Annotated in this window: 16 protein-coding genes; 8 read left to right on the forward strand and 8 right to left on the reverse strand. The window is 70.5% G+C overall.

Annotated features, from left to right (window positions below; genetic code table 11):
* The first annotated feature begins 20 nt into the window (after positions 1-20).
* The 8 genes from ACQY9S_RS09310 to dinB all read left to right on the forward strand — a co-directional run bounded on the left by ACQY9S_RS09310 (position 21) and on the right by dinB (position 8747).
* Positions 21-2810 (forward strand): molybdopterin-dependent oxidoreductase, encoded by a 2790-nt coding sequence (locus ACQY9S_RS09310; protein WP_428425083.1) that lies wholly within the window; start codon positions 21-23, stop codon positions 2808-2810.
* Between the two features lie 117 nt (positions 2811-2927).
* Positions 2928-3884, forward strand: coding sequence for a DNA-binding protein YbiB (gene ybiB / locus ACQY9S_RS09315; protein ID WP_428425085.1), 957 nt, complete (start codon positions 2928-2930; stop codon positions 3882-3884).
* Positions 3868-4647, forward strand: a complete 780-nt coding sequence (gene cobA / locus ACQY9S_RS09320) for a uroporphyrinogen-III C-methyltransferase (protein ID WP_428425087.1) — start codon at positions 3868-3870, stop codon at positions 4645-4647. Before ybiB ends, cobA begins: the two co-directional genes overlap by 17 nt.
* Positions 4648-4992: 345 nt before the next feature.
* A complete protein-coding gene (locus tag ACQY9S_RS09325; RefSeq protein ID WP_428425089.1) occupies positions 4993-6255 on the forward strand; it encodes an NAD(P)/FAD-dependent oxidoreductase in 1263 nt (420 codons plus the stop codon).
* Positions 6256-6390: 135 nt separating this feature from the next.
* Positions 6391-6603: a 30S ribosomal protein S21 gene (gene rpsU / locus ACQY9S_RS09330; protein ID WP_428425091.1), complete on the forward strand. Its 213-nt coding sequence runs from the start codon at positions 6391-6393 to the stop codon at positions 6601-6603.
* 82 nt (positions 6604-6685) lie between these two features.
* Positions 6686-7132 (forward strand): GatB/YqeY domain-containing protein, encoded by a 447-nt coding sequence (locus tag ACQY9S_RS09335; RefSeq protein ID WP_428425093.1) that lies wholly within the window; start codon positions 6686-6688, stop codon positions 7130-7132.
* A 32-nt stretch (positions 7133-7164) separates the two neighbouring features.
* Positions 7165-7512, forward strand: coding sequence for a TIGR01244 family sulfur transferase (locus ACQY9S_RS09340; protein ID WP_428425095.1), 348 nt, complete (start codon positions 7165-7167; stop codon positions 7510-7512).
* A gap of 44 nt (positions 7513-7556) precedes the next feature.
* Entirely contained in the window at positions 7557-8747 is a 1191-nt protein-coding gene (gene dinB / locus ACQY9S_RS09345) for a DNA polymerase IV (RefSeq protein WP_428425097.1), read from the forward strand.
* A gap of 57 nt (positions 8748-8804) precedes the next feature.
* On the opposite strand, the gene ACQY9S_RS09350 is transcribed toward dinB, so the two are convergent.
* Genes ACQY9S_RS09350 through ACQY9S_RS09385 form a run of 8 tightly spaced genes read right to left on the reverse strand, consistent with a single transcriptional unit; the run spans position 8805 to position 17292 of the window.
* Positions 8805-9896, reverse strand: coding sequence for an AgmX/PglI C-terminal domain-containing protein (locus ACQY9S_RS09350; RefSeq protein ID WP_428425099.1), 1092 nt, complete (start codon positions 9894-9896; stop codon positions 8805-8807).
* Positions 9893-10387, reverse strand: coding sequence for an ExbD/TolR family protein (locus tag ACQY9S_RS09355; RefSeq protein WP_428425101.1), 495 nt, complete (start codon positions 10385-10387; stop codon positions 9893-9895). The genes ACQY9S_RS09350 and ACQY9S_RS09355 overlap by 4 nt, the downstream gene beginning before the upstream one ends.
* A complete protein-coding gene (locus ACQY9S_RS09360) occupies positions 10387-10896 on the reverse strand; it encodes a biopolymer transporter ExbD (protein ID WP_428425103.1) in 510 nt (169 codons plus the stop codon). The genes ACQY9S_RS09355 and ACQY9S_RS09360 overlap by 1 nt, the downstream gene beginning before the upstream one ends.
* A gap of 6 nt (positions 10897-10902) precedes the next feature.
* Positions 10903-11556, reverse strand: coding sequence for a MotA/TolQ/ExbB proton channel family protein (locus tag ACQY9S_RS09365; RefSeq protein WP_428425105.1), 654 nt, complete (start codon positions 11554-11556; stop codon positions 10903-10905).
* 38 nt (positions 11557-11594) lie between these two features.
* Positions 11595-11891: a hypothetical protein gene (locus ACQY9S_RS09370; protein ID WP_428425107.1), complete on the reverse strand. Its 297-nt coding sequence runs from the start codon at positions 11889-11891 to the stop codon at positions 11595-11597.
* The gene (locus ACQY9S_RS09375; protein ID WP_428425109.1) at positions 11888-12601 is read right to left on the reverse strand and encodes a tetratricopeptide repeat protein; all 714 of its coding nucleotides are present in this window, start codon (positions 12599-12601) and stop codon (positions 11888-11890) included. The genes ACQY9S_RS09370 and ACQY9S_RS09375 overlap by 4 nt, the downstream gene beginning before the upstream one ends.
* The gene (locus ACQY9S_RS09380) at positions 12588-15404 is read right to left on the reverse strand and encodes a tetratricopeptide repeat protein (RefSeq protein ID WP_428425111.1); all 2817 of its coding nucleotides are present in this window, start codon (positions 15402-15404) and stop codon (positions 12588-12590) included. The genes ACQY9S_RS09375 and ACQY9S_RS09380 overlap by 14 nt, the downstream gene beginning before the upstream one ends.
* A complete protein-coding gene (locus tag ACQY9S_RS09385; protein ID WP_428425113.1) occupies positions 15388-17292 on the reverse strand; it encodes a tetratricopeptide repeat protein in 1905 nt (634 codons plus the stop codon). Before ACQY9S_RS09385 ends, ACQY9S_RS09380 begins: the two co-directional genes overlap by 17 nt.
* Position 17293 lies beyond the last annotated feature (1 nt).

Consider the following 17293-nt stretch of genomic DNA (forward strand, 5'->3'; position numbering starts at 1 on the left):
GAAGACGGCAGGCCTGACCCATGCGCGAAACCCGCTCCACCTGCCCTTACTGTGGTGTCGGCTGCGGCGTGATCATCGAGTCGCAGGGCGCGCAGATCACCGGCGTGCGCGGCGATCCGGAGCACCCGGCGAACTTCGGTCGCCTGTGCACCAAGGGCAGCACCTTGCACCTCACCGCGTCGGCGGCGATCACGCGGCAGACGCGGCTGCTGCAGCCGCTGCGGCGCGCGGCGCGTGGCCAGACCGCCCAGCCGGTAGGCTGGGAGGCGGCGCTCGACGAGGCCGCCGAGCGCATCGCGGCGGTGATCGCGCAGCACGGGCCGCACGCGGTGGGCTTCTACCTGTCGGGCCAGTTGCTGACCGAGGACTACTACGTCTTCAACAAGATCGCCAAGGGCCTGATCGGCACCAACAACGTCGACACCAATTCGCGCCTGTGCATGAGCAGCGCGGTGGCCGGCTACAAGACCACGCTGGGGGCCGACGCACCACCGGCCTGCTACGACGACCTCGCGCACGCGAACACGATCTTCATCGCTGGCAGCAACACTGCCTGGGCCCACCCCATCCTGTTCCGCCGGCTCGAGGACGCGCGCGCCGCCAACCCTTCGATGAAGGTGATCGTCGCCGACCCGCGCCGCACTGAGACCGCCGAGGTCGCCGACCTGCACCTGCCGCTGCTGCCCGGCACCGACGTGGCGCTGTTCCACGGCCTGCTGCACCTGCTGATGTGGGAGGGCCTGACCGACACCGCCTACATCGCCGCCCACACCAGCGGCTTCGAGGCGCTGCGCGACCGGGTGCGCGAGTTCACGCCCAAGCACGTGGCGCAGGTCTGCGGGCTCGACGAGGCGGCCATCGTGCAGGCGGCACGCTGGTTCGGCCAGAACACGCCCACGCTGAGTCTGTACTGCCAGGGCCTCAACCAAAGCAGCAGCGGCACCGACAAGAACGCCGCGCTGATCAACCTGCACCTCGCCACCGGACAGATCGGCAAGCCCGGCGCGGGCCCGTTCTCGCTGACCGGCCAGCCCAATGCGATGGGCGGCCGCGAGGTCGGCGGCCTGGCGAACCTGCTGTCGGCGCACCGCGACCTCGCCAATCCGCAGCACCGCGCCGAGGTCGCCGCGCTGTGGGGCGTGCCGGACGTGCCCGCCGTGCCGGGCAAGAGCGCGGTGGAGATGTTCCAGGCCGCCGCCGACGGCGAGATCAAGGCGCTGTGGATCAGCTGCACCAACCCCGCGCAGTCGATGCCCGACCAGACGACGGTGCGCCGCGCCCTCGAACGCTGCGAGTTCGTCGTGCTGCAGGAGGCCTTCGCCACCACCGCCACCGCGGCCTATGCCGACCTGCTGCTGCCGGCCACGACCTGGGGCGAGAAGGACGGCACCGTCACCAACAGCGAACGCCGCATCAGCCGCGTGCGCCCGGCCGTCGCGGCGCCCGGCGAGACGCGCCACGACTGGGCTGCGGCGGTCGACTTCGCGCGCCGGCTCGAAACGAAGCTGCCGCGTCGCTCGGCGAACGGCGGCACGCTGTTCCCATATGCGAGCCCCGAGTCGGTGTGGAACGAGCACCGCGAGAGCACGCGCGGACGCGACCTCGACATCACCGGCCTGAGCTACGCCCGCCTCGACCAGGGCCCGCAGCTGTGGCCCTGCCCGCAAGGCCAGGCCGAAGGCCGCGCCCGGCTCTACGAGGACGGCGTGTTCGCCACCGACGACGGCCGCGCGCGCTTCGCCGCGATGGCCTACCGCCCGGTGGCCGAGCCGCGCGACGCACGCTACCCGGTCTCGCTGACCACCGGCCGGCTGCGCGACCACTGGCACGGCATGAGCCGCACCGGCACGCTGGGCCGGCTGTTCGGCCATGTCGCGGAACCCGGCGTCGAGATCCACCCACAGGAGCTGGCGCGCCGCGGCTGGGAAGAAGGCGCGCTGGTGCACGTGACCTCGCGTCGCGGCTCGATGATGCTGCCGGTGCGCGCCAGCGAATCGGTCGCACCGGCGCAGGCCTTCGTGGCGATGCACTGGGGCGAGGAATTCGTCTCCGGCCTGTCGGCCTCCGGCGTGCGGCTGGCCGGCATCAACACGCTGATGCCCAGCGCCTACTGCCCGCAGTCGAAGCAACCCGAACTCAAGCACGCGGCGGTCAAGCTGCTGAAGGCCGAGATGCCCTGGCAACTGCTGGCCGCCGCCTGGCTGCCCGAGGACCAGGCCCTGCTGGCGCAGCAGCGGCTGCGCGAACTGATGCCCTCGTTCGCCTACGCGCACTGCGTGCCCTTCGGGCGCGAGCCGCATGCGCGCGGCGTGGTCGGCGTGCTGTTCCGCGCCGCGGCCGAGGAGCCGGCGACTGACGAGCTGATGACGCAGATAGAAAGCCTGCTCGGCGTGGCCGGCCCGCAAGCGCTGCGCTATGCCGACCCCAAGCGCGGCCAGCGCCGCGCGATGCGGCTGGTGGCCGGCGACGGCGGCAACGCGCGGCTCGACGCCTTCGTGCTCGGCGGCGACATCCGCGCCGAGGCCTGGGTCAAGGCGCTGCTGACCGACGAACTGCCGGCGCAGGCCTACGGCCGCGCGCTGTTGCGGCCGGGCGCCCAGCCGCCGGTGGCGGTGGTGGCGCGCGGCAAGCAGGTGTGCTCGTGCTTCAACGTCACCGAGCCCGAGATCCTGGACGCCCTGACGCACTGCAGCGGAACCCCGGAGGCACGGCTCGATCAACTGCAAGGCACGCTGAAGTGCGGCACGAACTGCGGCTCCTGCATCCCGGCCTTGCGGACCCTGGTTCGCAGTTCGGTGCAGGCGGCCTGAAGCACTCCAGGGGAGTGCGCATTCGACGAGCGTGGACTAGCCTTCGTTTGCATACCGTTGCACCTGCGACGGCACGGACGGCCGGCTTGGCCTGAGTCTTGCGGAACATGGATCACGATGGGCATTGCGCACTACCTCAAAGAAATCGGCCGCGGCAAGGAAGGCGCACGTTCGCTGACCGAGGCCCAGGCCTACGACCTGATGAACCAGGTGCTCGACCGCGAGGTCAGCGAGGCCGAGCGCGGCGCGTTCGCGATCGCGATGCGCATCAAGGGCGAGAGCACCGAGGAGCTGGCCGGCTTCATGGCCGCTGCCGCCGAACGCAGCCTCGTGCTCGAGCCCGGTGCGGCGCCGGTGCTGCTGCCTTCGTACAACGGTGCGCGCAAGCTGCCCAACCTCACCCCGCTGCTCGCGCTGCTGCTGGCGCAGGAGGGGGTGCCGGTCATGGTGCACGGGCCGCTGCGCGATCCGGCGCGCGTCACGACCTACGAGCTGTTCGAGACCCTGGGCCTGCCGATCGCCCGTGACGCCGCCGGAGTGCATGATGCCTGGGCGCGCCATGAGCCGGTGTTCGTGCCCACCGCGGTGCTGTGCCCGGCGCTGGTGCCGCTGCTCGAACTGCGCTGGGTGCTCGGGCTGCGCAACCCGGCACACACCATGGCCAAGCTGCTGACGCCGCGCGGCAACTCCTGTCTGCGCATCGTCAACTACACCCACCCCGAGTACGCGGCCGCGCACACGCGCTTCCTGCAGCACACCGGTGCGCATGCCTTGCTGATGCGCGGCACGGAGGGCGAACCGGTGGCCGACGCGCGCCGCTTGCCGAAGCTCGACGTCTTCATCGCCGGCACGCCACGGCCAGAACTCGGTCGCGCCGCAGTCGAGGGCGTGCTGGCCGAGCTGCCGCTGCTGCCGCGCACCAGCGACGCAGCGACCACCGCGGTCTACATCCAGGCAGTCGTCAGCGGCGAGAAGCCGGTCCCGGGCCCCATCGTCGAGCAGGTCGAGGTGCTGGTCCGCTCGCACGCGGCGATGCGACAACACGAGGAAAGAAACCATGAGCGCTCGGCCTGAACTTCCCGTGCCGACGGTCTGGCTCGTCGGCGCCGGCCCCGGCGACCCGGAGCTGCTGACCGTGAAGGCGGTGCGTGCGATCCGCGCCGCCAGCGTGCTGCTGGTCGACGACCTGGTCGGCGACGCGGTGCTGCGCTACGCGCGCCGCTCGGCGCGCATCGTCCACGTCGGCAAGCGCGGTGGCTGCCGCAGCACGCCGCAGGCCTTCATCGAGCAGCTGATGCTGCGCGAGGCGCTGGCCGGCGAACGCGTGGTGCGGCTCAAGGGCGGCGATCCGTTCATCTTCGGCCGCGGCGGCGAGGAAGCGGCCTCGCTGCGCGCCCACGGCCTGCGGGTCGAGGTCGTCAACGGCATCACCGCCGGCCTCGCCGCGGCGACCTCACTCGGTGCGCCACTGACGCACCGCGACCACGCCCACGGCGTGATGCTCGTCACCGGCCATGCCAAGGACGAGGCCGCCACGCTCGACTGGCGCGTGCTCGGTGCCGCAGCCGCGCAGGGCCTCACGCTGGTGATCTACATGGGCGTGAGCCAGGCAGCCCGGTTGCAGTCGGGCCTGCTCGAAGCCCTGCCGGCCGATACGCCGCTCGCCATCGTGCAGCACGCGAGCACCGCACGACAGCGCAGCGCACTCACCACGCTGGGCGGCCTGCTGGACACGCTGGCGCGCGAGGAGCTCGGCAGCCCGGCCGTGCTGATCGTCGGCGATGTGCTGCGCGGGTTGGAGCAGATCGCTTCGCCGGTGGTCGCGCAGGCGGCCTGAGCACACGCGGCTTGTTCGCGTACCGCGCGCCGCTGAGCAGGGCGTCGGGTGAACGGCTCCGTTCGTGTCCCCCGGCGTCGGCCTCTCGGCCGACCCCTCCTCCTCTACCTCACTTCGCCATTCACCCGGCGCCCGGGTCAGCACGCACCATCGTGACGTGCGAAGGTCTTCAAACCCCAGCACACCGCGGTGCATCGAAGCGCCGTGACGGGCCGCTGTGTGAAGTGAAGTGGAGACACCGTTGTCTGTCAAGCGGATTGAAGCTCCAGATGATGAGGGTCGAGCGCTCGCCGAGCTGCTGCGGCGGCGCATGGACGCCTGGCGGGCACCACGATAATCGCGCGGATGCAGAGCGCCTCCTCCTTCGATGTCGTGGTGATCGGCGCGGGCGCGGCCGGCCTCTTCTGCGCCGGCATCGCTGGCCAGCGCGGCCTGCGCGTGCTGCTGATCGACCATGCGGAGAAGGTCGCCGAGAAGATCCGCATCTCCGGCGGCGGGCGCTGCAACTTCACCAACCGCGAGACCGGGCCGGCCCATTTCCTCTCCGAGAACCCCGCGTTCTGCCGCTCGGCGCTGGCACGCTACACGCCGCGCGACTTCATCGCGCTGGTGCAGCACCACCGCATCGCATGGCACGAGAAGCACAAGGGCCAGCTGTTCTGCGACGAGTCCAGCGAGGACATCATCGCGCTGCTGCTGCGCGAGTGCGAAGCGGGCGCGGTGACGCGCTGGCAGCCCTGCCGCGTCGAAGCGGTGCAACAGGCCGGCCGCGGCTTCGAGCTCGACACCGATCGCGGCGCGGTCCGCGCGGGCCGCGTGGTGGTCGCCACCGGCGGGCTGTCGATCCCGAAGATCGGCGCCAGCGATTTCGGCTACCGGCTGGCACGACAGTTCGGTCACCGCGTGGTCGAACCGCGCCCTGCGCTGGTGCCGCTGAGCTTCGACGCGGCGGCCTGGGCACCGTTCGCGGCGCTCGCCGGCCTGTCGCTCGAAGTGACGGTGAGCACGGGCCGCGGCAAGGGCGCCGGCCGCTTCGTCGAGGACTTGCTGTTCACGCACCGGGGCCTGAGCGGCCCGGCGGTGCTGCAGATCTCGAGCTATTGGCAAGCGGGCACGCCGATCGAGCTGGACCTGGCACCCGGCCAGAACCTGGCGGCAAGCCTGCTCGAGGCCAAGATGCACTCCAGGCGCCAGCTCGGCAATGAACTGGCGACCCGGCTGCCGGCCCGCCTGGCCGAGGCCTGGTGCGCACCGCTCGGTGACCTGACCACGCGGGCCATGCCGGAGGTCAGGGACAAGGACCTGACCACCCTCGCCGCCTCGTTGCAACACTGGACGCTGGAGCCGGCCGGTACCGAAGGCTTCCGCAAGGCCGAGGTCACCGCCGGCGGCGTCGACACGCGCGAACTGAGCTCGCAGACGATGGAGAGCCGGCGCGTACCCGGGCTGCACTTCATCGGCGAGGTGGTCGACGTGACCGGCTGGCTCGGCGGCTACAACTTCCAGTGGGCCTGGGCCAGCGCCCACGCTTGCGCGCAGGCCTGCGCCAAGGCCGCGACGATGCCGGACGTGGCCGTGGTGCCGGCAGCGCACCCGCAGGCCCTGTGACGGCGCATTGCGCCTGCCTCTGTCGGCGGTCTATAATCGACTTCTTTGCTGGCAAACCGCGTGCCGAAACCGGAGCGAGTCATCCGGAAAGACTTCCCCGGAATCCGGCGCGCAAATTCAAGGATCCACCGTTTCATGACCACCGTTCGCGTCAAAGAAAACGAGCCCTTCGATGTGGCTCTGCGTCGTTTCAAGCGCACGATCGAAAAGATCGGCCTGTTGACGGACCTGCGGGCCCGCGAGTTCTACGAAAAGCCCACCGCCGAGCGCAAGCGCAAGAAGGCCGCGGCCGTGAAGCGCCACTTCAAGCGCGTTCGCAGCATGCAGTTGCCCAAGAAGATGTACTGATCGCCCCATCAGTCAGCTCCCGATCAAGCCCGCGCGGGGACGCCCAAGCGGGCTTGATCGTTTCTGGAGACCGGAGATTCTCATGAGCCTGAAAGACCGCATCACCGAAGACATGAAGGCCGCGATGCGTGCCAGGGACGCGGCCCGCCTGGGCACGATCCGCCTGCTGCTGGCCGCGTTGAAGCAGAAGGAAGTCGACGAGCGCATCGTCCTCGATGACGCGATGGTGATCGCGATCGTCGACAAGCTGATCAAACAGCGCAAGGACTCGATCAGCCAGTTCAGCGCCGCCGGCCGCACCGACCTGGCCGACAAGGAAACCGCCGAGCTCGCCGTGCTAGAGGCCTACCTGCCCGCGCGACTGAGCGCCGAGCAGATCGCTGCCGAGGTGGCGAAGATCGTCGCCGAACTCGGCGCCACCGGCCCCGGGGACATGGGCAAGGTGATGGGCGCGGTCAAGACCCGGCTGGCCGGCGTGGCCGACATGGGGCTGGTGTCGGCCGCCGTGAAACAGGCGCTGGCGAAGTAAGCTCGGTCTGTCGTACCGTCGAGGAGTCGTCCATGGATCTGCCCACCACCCGCCTGAACGCCGAAATCTCGACGGCGCCCCAGCTGACACCCGACGCCATGGCCGCAGCCGCGGCCGCGGGCTTTCGCAGCGTGATCAACAACCGCCCCGACTTCGAGGCCGGACCCGAGCAGCCGACCAGCGCCTCGATCGAGGCGGCCGCGCGCGCCGCCGGCCTCGAGTACGTGCACCTGCCGGTGGCCGGCAACTTCCAGACGCCCGAGCAGGCGCAGGCGATGGCCGGGCTGATGGAGCGACTGCCCAAACCCGTGCTCGCGTTCTGCCGCAGCGGCACCCGCAGCGGCCGGCTGTACGCGTTGTCGCTCGAACACAGGCGCTGACCGCGCCCCAAGAGCCAGCGCCGCTCTCGCAGGCGGCCCGGCGCATGCCTCACCGCTACATCGCCCACCTCGACATGGACGCGTTCTATGCGTCGGTCGAGTTGCTGCGCTACCCCGAGCTGAAAGGCCGGCCGGTGGTCATCGGCGGCGGCCGGCGGCACCAGCCCGAGCCGCTGGCCGATGGCAGCCACCGCTTCGCGACGCTGCGCCACTACGCCGGCCGCGGCGTCGTGACGACCGCCACCTACGCGGCACGCGCCTACGGCGTGCACTCCGGCATGGGCCTGATGAAGGCGGCCGCACTGGCGCCCGACACGGTGCTGCTGCCGGTCGATTTCGACGAATACCGGCGCTACTCGAAGCTGTTCAAGGCAGCCGTGGCGGAGGTCGTCGGGGACACGCCGCCGGTGATCGAGGACCGCGGCATCGACGAGATCTACATCGACCTCTCGTCTCAACCGCAGGTCGAAGCGGACCGCGGCGCGGCGCTGGCCCGCGCGATCAAGGCTCGCGTGTTCGAGCGCACCGGCCTCAGCTGCTCGATCGGCGTGACGCCGAACAAGCTGCTCAGCAAGCTCGCCTCCGAGCTCGACAAGCCCGATGGACTGACCCTGCTGCGCGAAGCCGACATCGAAACCCGCATCTGGCCGTTGCCGGCGCGGCGCATCAACGGCATCGGGCCGAAATCCTCCGCGCGGCTCGAAGCCCTGGGCATCCGCACGATCGGCGAGCTGGCCGCCGCCGATCCGGCCTGGCTGCTTGAACAGTTCGGCCGACGCTACGGCGCCTGGCTGCATGCCGCGGCCCACGGTCGCGACGAGCGGCCCGTGGTGACGCACAGCGAACCGGTCAGCCTGAGCCGGGAGACCACCTTCGACCGCGACCTGCACCCGCGCGGCGACCGGGCTGCACTGTCGGCCATCTTCACGCAGCTGTGCGAGCAGGTGGCGGGCGACCTGCAGCGCAAGGGCTACGTCGGCAAGACCATCGGGCTGAAGCTGCGCTACGACGACTTCAAGACCGTGACGCGCGACCTCACGCTTCCGTTGGCAGTCGACGACATCGCGTCGATCCGGCGCGCGGCCGGCGAGTGCCTCAAGCGCGTACCGCTGGAGCGACGCCTGCGCCTGCTGGGCGTGCGGGTCGGCTCGCTGTCGCGCACTGCGGACGTGGTCACGCCGGCGACGCCAGGCCCGAGCAAGCCGCCCTCCACCGGCAGCCTGTTCGACGACTGATACGACTGATCCAAGTCAGCCGGCGGCAATGGTGCCTGCCTGCAAGGGCACGCAGCGTCAGGACGGCAGGAAGTCCACCGGCCAGGTCACGATCATCTGGTCCACGTCCTTCGCGCCGAAGTCGAACTGGCGGATCCGGGCGAGCAGCTTGCCTTCCAGTTCGGAGGCGTGCAGTTCGCTCGACACCACCCGGCAGTCCACCACACCGCCGGACGGTGCGATCTTCAGCTCGACCACGACCTTGCCCTGCAGCGACGGCTCCTCGCGCAGCGCCCGGTTGTAGATCGCATAGATCGCGCCCTTGTTGCGCTCGAACACCAGCTTGATGTCCTCCAGCGAACGGGCCGCCTTGCCGCTGCCGCCGCGCTGGACCGCGCCACCGGGTCCGCCACCGCCGCCGGTCCCATTGCCGTCGCCCTTGCCACCGCGCACGCCGCCACCGCCGGCGCCACCACCCCCACCGCCACCGGCCACGCCTTCGACCAGCGTGGTCGCGCGGCCGGCGAGGCCGCCGCCCCCGGTGTTGCGGCTGTAGCCCGCCGTGTTGATGCCGCCGCTGCCGCCGGTGGCATTGGACGTGATCAGCGCCCGTGTCGGCACGCCCGGATCGGTGCCAGCACCGACGCCCACGCCGGCGCCCGTGCCGACGCCGGGCCCTTGCTTGATGTCCGGCTGCATCTGCACCGCCACCGGTGCGCCGCGCAGTTCGGCCAGTTGCTCCTTCATCGCCAGCAGGCCCACACCGGCCGCCTTGCGGCGCGCGTTGTCGGCCGTCACCTCGCCGGGCGGCTTGTTGAGCTGGGGCCGGCGAGCCTCGGGTGCCACGGCCGCCTTCGGCGGCTCGGGGCGGGCCGGGTCGGGCTTGTTGGTGTTCGGCTCCGGCTTGTGGTCTTTCGCACGCTCCTGCCTGACCACTGGCGTCGGGAGCGGCGGGGCGTCCTTCTCGATCAGCAGCTTCGCCAGCCGCGGCGGCAGCTCCGGCGGGGCCGCACGGTCCTCGACCGGCCGGGGCATCAGCAGCAACACCACGCACGCCACCACGCAGGCGACCAGCACGACGCGCAGGATGCGGCGAAAGCGCGCCTCGTCCTCGGGCGACAGCGCCCACGGCAAGATAGGCGCGCGAAAGGAGATCGCCGCGGCGCTCACGCTTTCACCTTTTGCGTCACCGCGAACGACACGTCGCTGAAGTTCGCACGCGCCGCGGTGTACATCACCTTGCGCAGCAGGCGGTAGGGGATGTCCTTGTCGCCCATGATCGTGACGGTCTTGCTCTGCGCCTCGTTCTCCTTGCGAAGCACCTCCTTGCCCGCCTGCAGGTCGAGCTCGGCCTTCAGCGGCGCGATCAGATCGCCCTCGACGCCCAGCGCCTCGGCCACCGTCGCGACCTTGCGGCCTCCGACCAGGATGTCGGCGCCGCTGACCGTCACGATGACGGTCTCGTGCGGGGTCTTGTCGGACGTGGACTCGGGCAGCTTGACGGCGCGGGCGGTGCTCAGCACCTCCACGCCGGTGCTGGACATCAGGAAGAAGATCAGGATCGTGAAGATGTCGATCAGGGACACGAGGTTCATGTCCAGACCCGTGTGGTTGCGCGCCTTGCGTTCGGCGCGTTTTTGCAGCGGAGTCAGAGCAGCCATCATCCCCCCTTCTTGGCAACGCTGACCGGCGCGTCGCCGATCGAGATGTCGGGGAACAGGTCGACGTGGGCCGCCTTCGCACCGGCGGCGGCCGGGCTCGTTGCTTCACGCACGGCGTCCATCACCTGCACCAGCGCTTCGTAGGACGTGTCGGGTTGCGCCAGCACCGTGGCACCCTTGGTGTCGGGGAACCTGGCCTTGATCTGCTGCATCAGCGCGGACAGCGTGGCCAGGTCGTAGCCCTTGTCGTTGTTGCCGATGCGCTGGATCAGCCCGCCGATGCGGTCGCCGACCTCGATGGCGTCGGGGCGCAGCACGATCTCGAGCTTCAGGTCGTCGACCTTGAGCTGCTCGACGCCGGAGTTCTGTGCCGGCAGCGTGAGCTCGAGCACCGACAGGCGCGTGAAGACTGCCGTCGACAGCAGGAAGGGCACCAGCACGACCACCAGGTTGATGAACGCCGTGACTTCCAACTGGGCCACGTTCTTGCGCAGGCGTCGGACACGCATGGTGGATTACCTCGCCGGGGCCGATTCGGCCTTGATACGCTGCACCAGGTTCAGGAAGCTGATCTTGGCGGCTTCGAGGCCGTCGACGATCTCGCTGGTGCGGGCCTGCAGGAAGGCATGGATCAGCAGGAAGGGAATGGCCACCGCCAGTGCGAACGCGGTGTTGTTCATCGCGATCGAGATGGAAGCCGACAGCAGCTCGGCCTTCTCCGCCGGGTTGACCGCGGCCACCGCGGTGAAGCCCTTGATCAGGCCGATGATGGTGCCCAGCAGGCCCACCAGCGTGATCACGTTGGCGAAGGTCGCGATGTAGTGCGTGCGCTTCTCCAGCCGCGGCACGATCTCCATCATGCCCTCCTCCATCGCCGCATCGATGTCCTCGCGGCGGCCCGGGCTCTGCATGCGCTGCAGGCCGTTGGCGACGATCTTGCCGATCGCGGCGTCGGACTTCTCGGTGACGCTGTGCACTTCCTTGAACTTGCCGCTCTGCAGCAGCGGCAGCACCTGCGCCCACAGCTTGCGGTTCTGGGTGCGTGCGCGGTTCAGGAAGATGTAGCGCTCGATCGCGATCGACAGGCCGACGGCCATGATCGCGATGCTGAAGTAGATGGCAACGCCGCTGTCCTGAAAGAACTTGACGGCAAACTCGAGGACGCTCATGGGCTTCTCCTGTGACGAACTGGGTAATGGCTTTTGGTTCAGGGACGGGCGGGCGCGGTCCCGGCACTCCGGGGCTGCAACTGCGCGTCGTACTGGAGCTGGCGGCGGAACACGTCGCGATCGACCGGCGCCAGCGCCTCGTCGAGCACGCTCACCGCGGGCCGCCCCGACAGGTCGCCGGGCAGCGGCTTCTTCCACGGCACGATGTACAGCACCTTCGGCAGCTCGCGGTTGCCGATGATCTGCGTGCGGTCGATGTCGGCGCGATCCTGCGCGAACGCCGGTGCGGCGACCAGGGCGGCAACGGCGAGCGTGCCGCGAACGGACGGTCTCATGGCTGCTCCTTGCGGCTCACCGCGACGGGCGGCGGCTTGCGGTTCTTCAGGTCGGCGACCCACTTGGCGACCTGTGCATCGCCACCCGGCGACAAGGCCAGGTAGCGGTCGTAGAGTTCCAGCGCGCGCTTGGCATCACCGAAGTAGAGGTCGTGCAGGATGCCCAGGTTCAACACTGGCGAGGCGTAGGCGGGATCGAGATCGATCGCCTTCTCGTAGGCCTCGCGTGCCTTCGCGAACTGGCCCTGTTGCCGGTAAGCGATGCCGAGCTGGTTGAGGTAGACCGGCTGCTGCGGGTTGGCCTGCACCGCCGCCTCGAGTTCGGCCACCGCCTCGGGCAGCTTGCCGGCCTGGCGCAGCAGCAGCCCCAGGTTGGCGTGCGGCCCGCCGAGCTCGGGGTTCGATTTCACGATCGCGCGAAAACCGCGTTCGGCGTCCGCCGTGCGTCCGGCACGCAGCGCCTTGCGGGCATCGTCGTAGGCGCGCTGCGCGCCAGGGCTCACCGGCATCTCGGCTTCGGCATGCACCGCCGCGGCCACTGGCGCAGCGGGGACGACGGAGGCCGCTGGTTCGGATGCCGCCGGCGCAACCACCTGCTGCAGCGCCTTCAAGGGCTGCTGCAGCGCGGCGCAACCGCTCAGCACCACGCCGATCAGCACGGCGAGTCCGGCCAGGCCGGCGGGCAGGCTGCGCGCGTCAGCGGATCGCATCGATCACCCCCTCGCTGCGCTCGGCCTTGCCGTAGCGCACCGGCTGCAGCTCGCGCAGTGCCGCGAAGCTGCGCTGGACCCAGGGGTCGTACAACCCGGCGGCCGCGCGGCGCGCGTTCACCTCGTGCAGCTCGACCGATTTCTCCTCGAACGGGAAGGCCTGCTCCTCCAGCATCACGTTGTATTGCTCGAGTTCGGCCTTCGACAGCTTCTTCGGGCGCTGCGACGCGAGCAGGGCCTTGCCGAAGTCCTGGTAGAGCGCAGCGGTGTGGTAGGTCGCCGCCGTCGTGACGTCGGCCACGCCGTAGTTGGCGGCCACGCCGTAGGCCTTCAGCACTTCTTCCATCTTCGTCTTCTTCAGCTTGAGCTGCTTGGCCAGAGGCTCGACCAGCGCGACCTTGCGGTAGGCGTCCAGGCTCGGCTCGGCCAGTGCCAGCGCCGCGGTCGCGCCGAGGTAGCGGGTGCGGTCGGTGCGCGCCGTGCCGCCGCGCTGGTCGGCCTGCAGGTTCTCCTGCATCAGCGCGAGCTCGCGCGTCGCGTTGCCGTCCGCCTTGGCAAGGCGGGCCAGGCGAAAGCGCGCCTCCATCGCCGGCTCCAGCGGCTCGGGATGCTGCTTCAGGTAGGCCTCGTAGGCCTTCGCGGCCGCCGCGCGCGAGCCGCCCTTCTCGGCCGCCTTCTCGTGCAGCTCGGCGGCCTGCCACTGCGCGGCACGCGCCAGGGCCGGCGACTTGGCCGAGACCGCCAGGCGCTCGTACTCGCCGGCCGCCTGCGCCCAGCGGCCCTGCTCGACGTAGACGACAGCCAGCTTGCCGCTCACCTCGTCCTGCAGCGGATGCCTGGGAAAGCGCTGGCGGAAGTCTTCGAGCGCGCGCGACGCGCCGTCCCAGTCCTTCAGTTCGATCAGCGCGGCCGCTGCGTCGTACTGCGCGGTCGCGCGCACCGTCGACTGCGGCGCGACCGTGGCCACGCGCGTGAAGTGCCCCACCGCCTCGCGCGACTGCCCGGCGGCACGGGCCTGCTCGCCCTGCTTGTAGATCGATGCCGCCTGGCGCTCGACCAGATCCCCGCGGCCGGTGTCCTTCTCCGGCGTCAGCGCGATCACTTCGCCGTAGCCGCGCTCGGCGCGGTCGAAGGCACCGCGCTCGAAGGCGGTGTGCGCAAGCACGGTCCAGGCGACGCGGCGCTGCTCGGCGGCAGTCGGCGGCTTCAGGTCCAGCACCTGCTGCGCGACCGTGGCCGCCTGTTCGGCATCGCCCAGCGCGTAGAGCTTTTCGGCCGCATTGCTCAGCACCGGCCCGACGCGCGGATCGCCATCGAACTCCTTCGCGAACTGCAGGGCACTGGCGACGGCGGCCCGTTGCAGTGCCGGCCGCTCCGCGGTCGCAGCGCGCTTGTCGAGCTGCGCATGGGCCAGCAGGGCCGCATAGCCGGCATCGGCGCTCTTCGCGTGGCGCGGGTACTGGTAGGCGGTCTTCTCGTATTCGGTGATGGCTTCGGTGTAGCGAGTGTCCTCGTACAACAGCTCGGCCAGCAGGAAATTGTTCGGCGCCGCGTCGGCATCCGCCGGGAAGGACTCGAGCCAACTGCGGTACCAGTGCACCGCCTCCTGGTAGTCGGCCGTGCTCTTGCTCTTCTGTGCGCTGGCGTGATAGTGGCGCGCCAGCTCGGCCAGATGGGTCTTGACCAGCGGTTGCGCACGCTCCCAACCCTGCGGGTTGGCGCGGCGGAACTCGCTGGCCGTTCCGTAGCGCGCGACGTATTCCTTCTTCGCGTCCAGCGCCAGGTTGGCAAAACCAGCCTGCTGGTAGATCTCGATCACGCGGGCCTGCAGCACCGGTGCCTGGGCGTGCAGCGGCTGGCGTCGCGCGAAGGCGCTGAAGGTGTCGGCGGCGTCCTTGGTGCGCTCCTGCTTGATGTAGAGCTCGCCGAGCTGCTGGTAGACGCGGAATTCGTAGCCGCGTCGCGTGTCGGTGGTGATGTAGGCCGGGATCGACTCCGCGCCCTGCAGGTTCTGCAGGCACAGGCTGGCGACGCGGAAGGTGTCCTCGACGAGTTCGCGGTCCGCGCGGCTCAGCTCGGCCAGGCTGTCCAGGTCTTCCTCGCCCTCGAGCGGGCCCAGCGTCAGGTCTAGCACGCCGAAGAACGGGCTCAGTGCCTCCTCGAGCCGCCCCTGCTTGAAGCGCGACCAGCCCTGCATGTACAGCGCCCGCCCCTGGTAAGGGTTGTCCGCGGCGCCCTCCAGGACGGTGCCGTAGGCCTTCTCCGCCTTGGCATAGTCGCGCACCGTGAACAGCAGCTCGCCGCGGCGGAAATGGGCTTCGTCGCGGTAGGCGGTCTGCGGGTACTCGATCACCAGCCGGTCGAGCGTCTTCAGCGCGGTCTCCAGCTCACCGCCCTGCTCGTAGGCCCGCGCGAGCTGGTAGAGCACGCGGTCGTTGCCGGGGTCCTGGGGGTAGTTCTTCAGGAAGCCCTGGTAGCTGGCGATCGCGGCCCGGTAGTCCGGCCCGTTGGCGGCCGCGCCCTCGACGCTGCGCTTGTCGGCGCTCTCCATCTCCAGGTCGCCGAGGCGGCGCATCGCTTCGGCGCGCTGCGGCGCGCGCGGCGCGACCTCGAGGAACTTGCGGTAGGCGGCGATCGCCTGCTCCTCGCTGGCCGCGATGCCGGCGTCCTTCTGCACGCTGATCTCGCGGCCGGCCAGGCTCCTCAGCGTCGGCTCGTCGTCGGGCGTGTCGCTGCGCTTGCCGGCGCAGGCGCCGAGCCCGCAGGCGATCAGCAGCAACAGCAGGCTACTGCGCGGGCGCACGATCGGCCTCCTTCGCGACGCTGGCGCGGTCGTGCAGTTGCGCGACCGCGAAGCGGGCCTGGGTCACGTAGACCGCCAGGCGCTCCTGCTGGCGCGTCAGCGCCGCGACCGCGATGTCCTGCACCACCTGCTGCTGCTCGCGGCTCAGTGCGGCGACGCGCGGGATCAGCGCCCGGATGCGCCGGTCGAGTTCGGCAATGCGGCCGTCGAAGGCCCCGAACCGCGCCGGCTCGTCGCGCTGCGCCTGGGCCAGCGCGGTGTCGCGGCGGCGCGCCTCGGCCAGCTCGGCATCGATCGTCTGCAGCGCCTTCTTCGCCTCCCAGACGCGCGCCGGGTAATCCTGAGCCAGCTGCCAGCTCAACGCGCCGGTGGCGAGCCGCACCCGATCGGGCGCCGCGGCGAACTGCGGATCGCTGCCCTGGTTCTTCAGTGCGGCGCGCACGCCGTCGATGCGGGCCAGCAGCTCGCGCTGCCGCGCATCGGCAAAGGCCACGCCGTCGGCCTGTGCCTCGGCACGCTCCAGATCGCCCGCGAGGGCGTCGCGACGCCGCTGCACCGCGTCGAGGCCGCTTTCGTTGGCCTTCGCGCCCGCCCGCACCTCCGGCAGCCGCTGCGCGAACGCCTGGCGCCGGTTGGCCAGCATGTCGCCGAACACGCCCAGGCTGTCGGCCCATTGCTGCAGGTTGCTGGAGAGGAAGCGCAGGTCGCGGTAGTTCTTGAACGCCTCCTGGAACTCGTGCTGCGCCAGCACCTGCGCCAGATGCCCGGCATGCGGCAGCTCGGGGAGCTCGCGCAGGGTCCAGAACCAGCCCATCTCGTCGCCGGGGTTGCGCTCGATCAGGCCGTCGACCAGCTTGCCGGCACGGATGGCCGCGATGGACTCGTTCAGGTGCACGCCCTCGCGGTCGTAGGCGGCGATCGCCTCGTTGTAGCGCTCCAGCGACTGGCCCAGGGCGCCCAGTTCGGCATAGGCATAGGGCAAGGCGATGCGGCCTTCGAGCACCGCCGAGTCGCTGTCGTCGCGCTGCGCCAGCTCGGTCCACGGCACCAAGGCCTTGGCCGGCTGCTTGAGCGCCGCGGCCGCCCAGCCGAAGCCGAGCAGCGCCTTGTTCGCATGCAGGCTGTCCAGGCGCACGCGCTCGAGGTAGCCGCGCGCCGCTTCGGCCCGGTCGTCCTGCAGCGCGGCGAAGCCGAGCGCCACGTTGGCCTTGTCGCGCAGGGTCCGGAACTCCTCGTCGGCCGCGGGCGCGCGGCCGATCTCGTCGAGCAGCGCGCTGCCCGCGGCGGCGTCGCCGCTGCGCACCAGGGCCACGCCCAGATTGAAGCGCGCGTACTGGCCGGCGCCGACGCGCTGGGTCATGCCGTTCAGCAGCGCGGCTGCGCCGGCGTAGTCGCCGCGCGCCATCAGCAGGTTGGCCTTGAGCAGGCCGCGGTCGTCCTCGAGCTCCGGCGGCAGGTGGTTCTCGACCCGGTCGATGGCCTGCTCCGCATCGGCGAGGAAGCCGCGCTGGTAGCGGATCTTGGCCAGGTAGTACCACGCGCGGTCGCGCACCTTCGGCGACGCGCCCTTCTCGATCAGCTGCGCGAAGATCTCGCCGGCCTCGCGGTGCAGGCCGTAGGACAGCAGCAGCCCGCCGCGCAGCACCTCGGCCTCGTCCGCATGGTGGGAGACCCGGTCGAAATGCTGCGAGGTCATCAGCGTCGTGATCGACGTGAAGTAGTGGTCCTGGTAGAAGTGGAACAGCGTGTCGCCGTAGTGCGGGTCCTTCACCACGTGCTGCAGCACCGGCTCGGCCGCCAGCGCGCCGCTGGCCGGCAGCAGCGCCGCCAGCGCGGCCGCGGCAACGAGCCGCCGCGTCGCACGGATCAGGAAGGCCTTCGAACGCATG

Source organism: Methylibium sp. (assembly GCF_965279545.1).
Lineage (GTDB): Bacteria > Pseudomonadota > Gammaproteobacteria > Burkholderiales > Burkholderiaceae_C > Methylibium.

What these genes read in the sequence shown, in the direction of transcription:
- ACQY9S_RS09360 (WP_428425103.1), bottom strand. Translation starts at nt 10,896, where the DNA reads ATGCGTGTCCGACGCCTGCGCAAGAACGTGGCCCAGTTGGAAGTCACG.
- dinB (WP_428425097.1), top strand. Translation starts at nt 7,557, where the DNA reads ATGCCTCACCGCTACATCGCCCACCTCGACATGGACGCGTTCTATGCG.
- ACQY9S_RS09310 (WP_428425083.1), top strand. Translation starts at nt 21, where the DNA reads ATGCGCGAAACCCGCTCCACCTGCCCTTACTGTGGTGTCGGCTGCGGC.
- ACQY9S_RS09385 (WP_428425113.1), bottom strand. Translation starts at nt 17,292, where the DNA reads ATGCGTTCGAAGGCCTTCCTGATCCGTGCGACGCGGCGGCTCGTTGCC.
- ACQY9S_RS09325 (WP_428425089.1), top strand. Translation starts at nt 4,993, where the DNA reads ATGCAGAGCGCCTCCTCCTTCGATGTCGTGGTGATCGGCGCGGGCGCG.
- ACQY9S_RS09340 (WP_428425095.1), top strand. Translation starts at nt 7,165, where the DNA reads ATGGATCTGCCCACCACCCGCCTGAACGCCGAAATCTCGACGGCGCCC.
- ACQY9S_RS09335 (WP_428425093.1), top strand. Translation starts at nt 6,686, where the DNA reads ATGAGCCTGAAAGACCGCATCACCGAAGACATGAAGGCCGCGATGCGT.
- ACQY9S_RS09355 (WP_428425101.1), bottom strand. Translation starts at nt 10,387, where the DNA reads ATGGCTGCTCTGACTCCGCTGCAAAAACGCGCCGAACGCAAGGCGCGC.
- cobA (WP_428425087.1), top strand. Translation starts at nt 3,868, where the DNA reads ATGAGCGCTCGGCCTGAACTTCCCGTGCCGACGGTCTGGCTCGTCGGC.
- ACQY9S_RS09375 (WP_428425109.1), bottom strand. Translation starts at nt 12,601, where the DNA reads ATGCGATCCGCTGACGCGCGCAGCCTGCCCGCCGGCCTGGCCGGACTC.
- ACQY9S_RS09365 (WP_428425105.1), bottom strand. Translation starts at nt 11,556, where the DNA reads ATGAGCGTCCTCGAGTTTGCCGTCAAGTTCTTTCAGGACAGCGGCGTT.
- rpsU (WP_428425091.1), top strand. Translation starts at nt 6,391, where the DNA reads ATGACCACCGTTCGCGTCAAAGAAAACGAGCCCTTCGATGTGGCTCTG.
- ybiB (WP_428425085.1), top strand. Translation starts at nt 2,928, where the DNA reads ATGGGCATTGCGCACTACCTCAAAGAAATCGGCCGCGGCAAGGAAGGC.
- ACQY9S_RS09370 (WP_428425107.1), bottom strand. Translation starts at nt 11,891, where the DNA reads ATGAGACCGTCCGTTCGCGGCACGCTCGCCGTTGCCGCCCTGGTCGCC.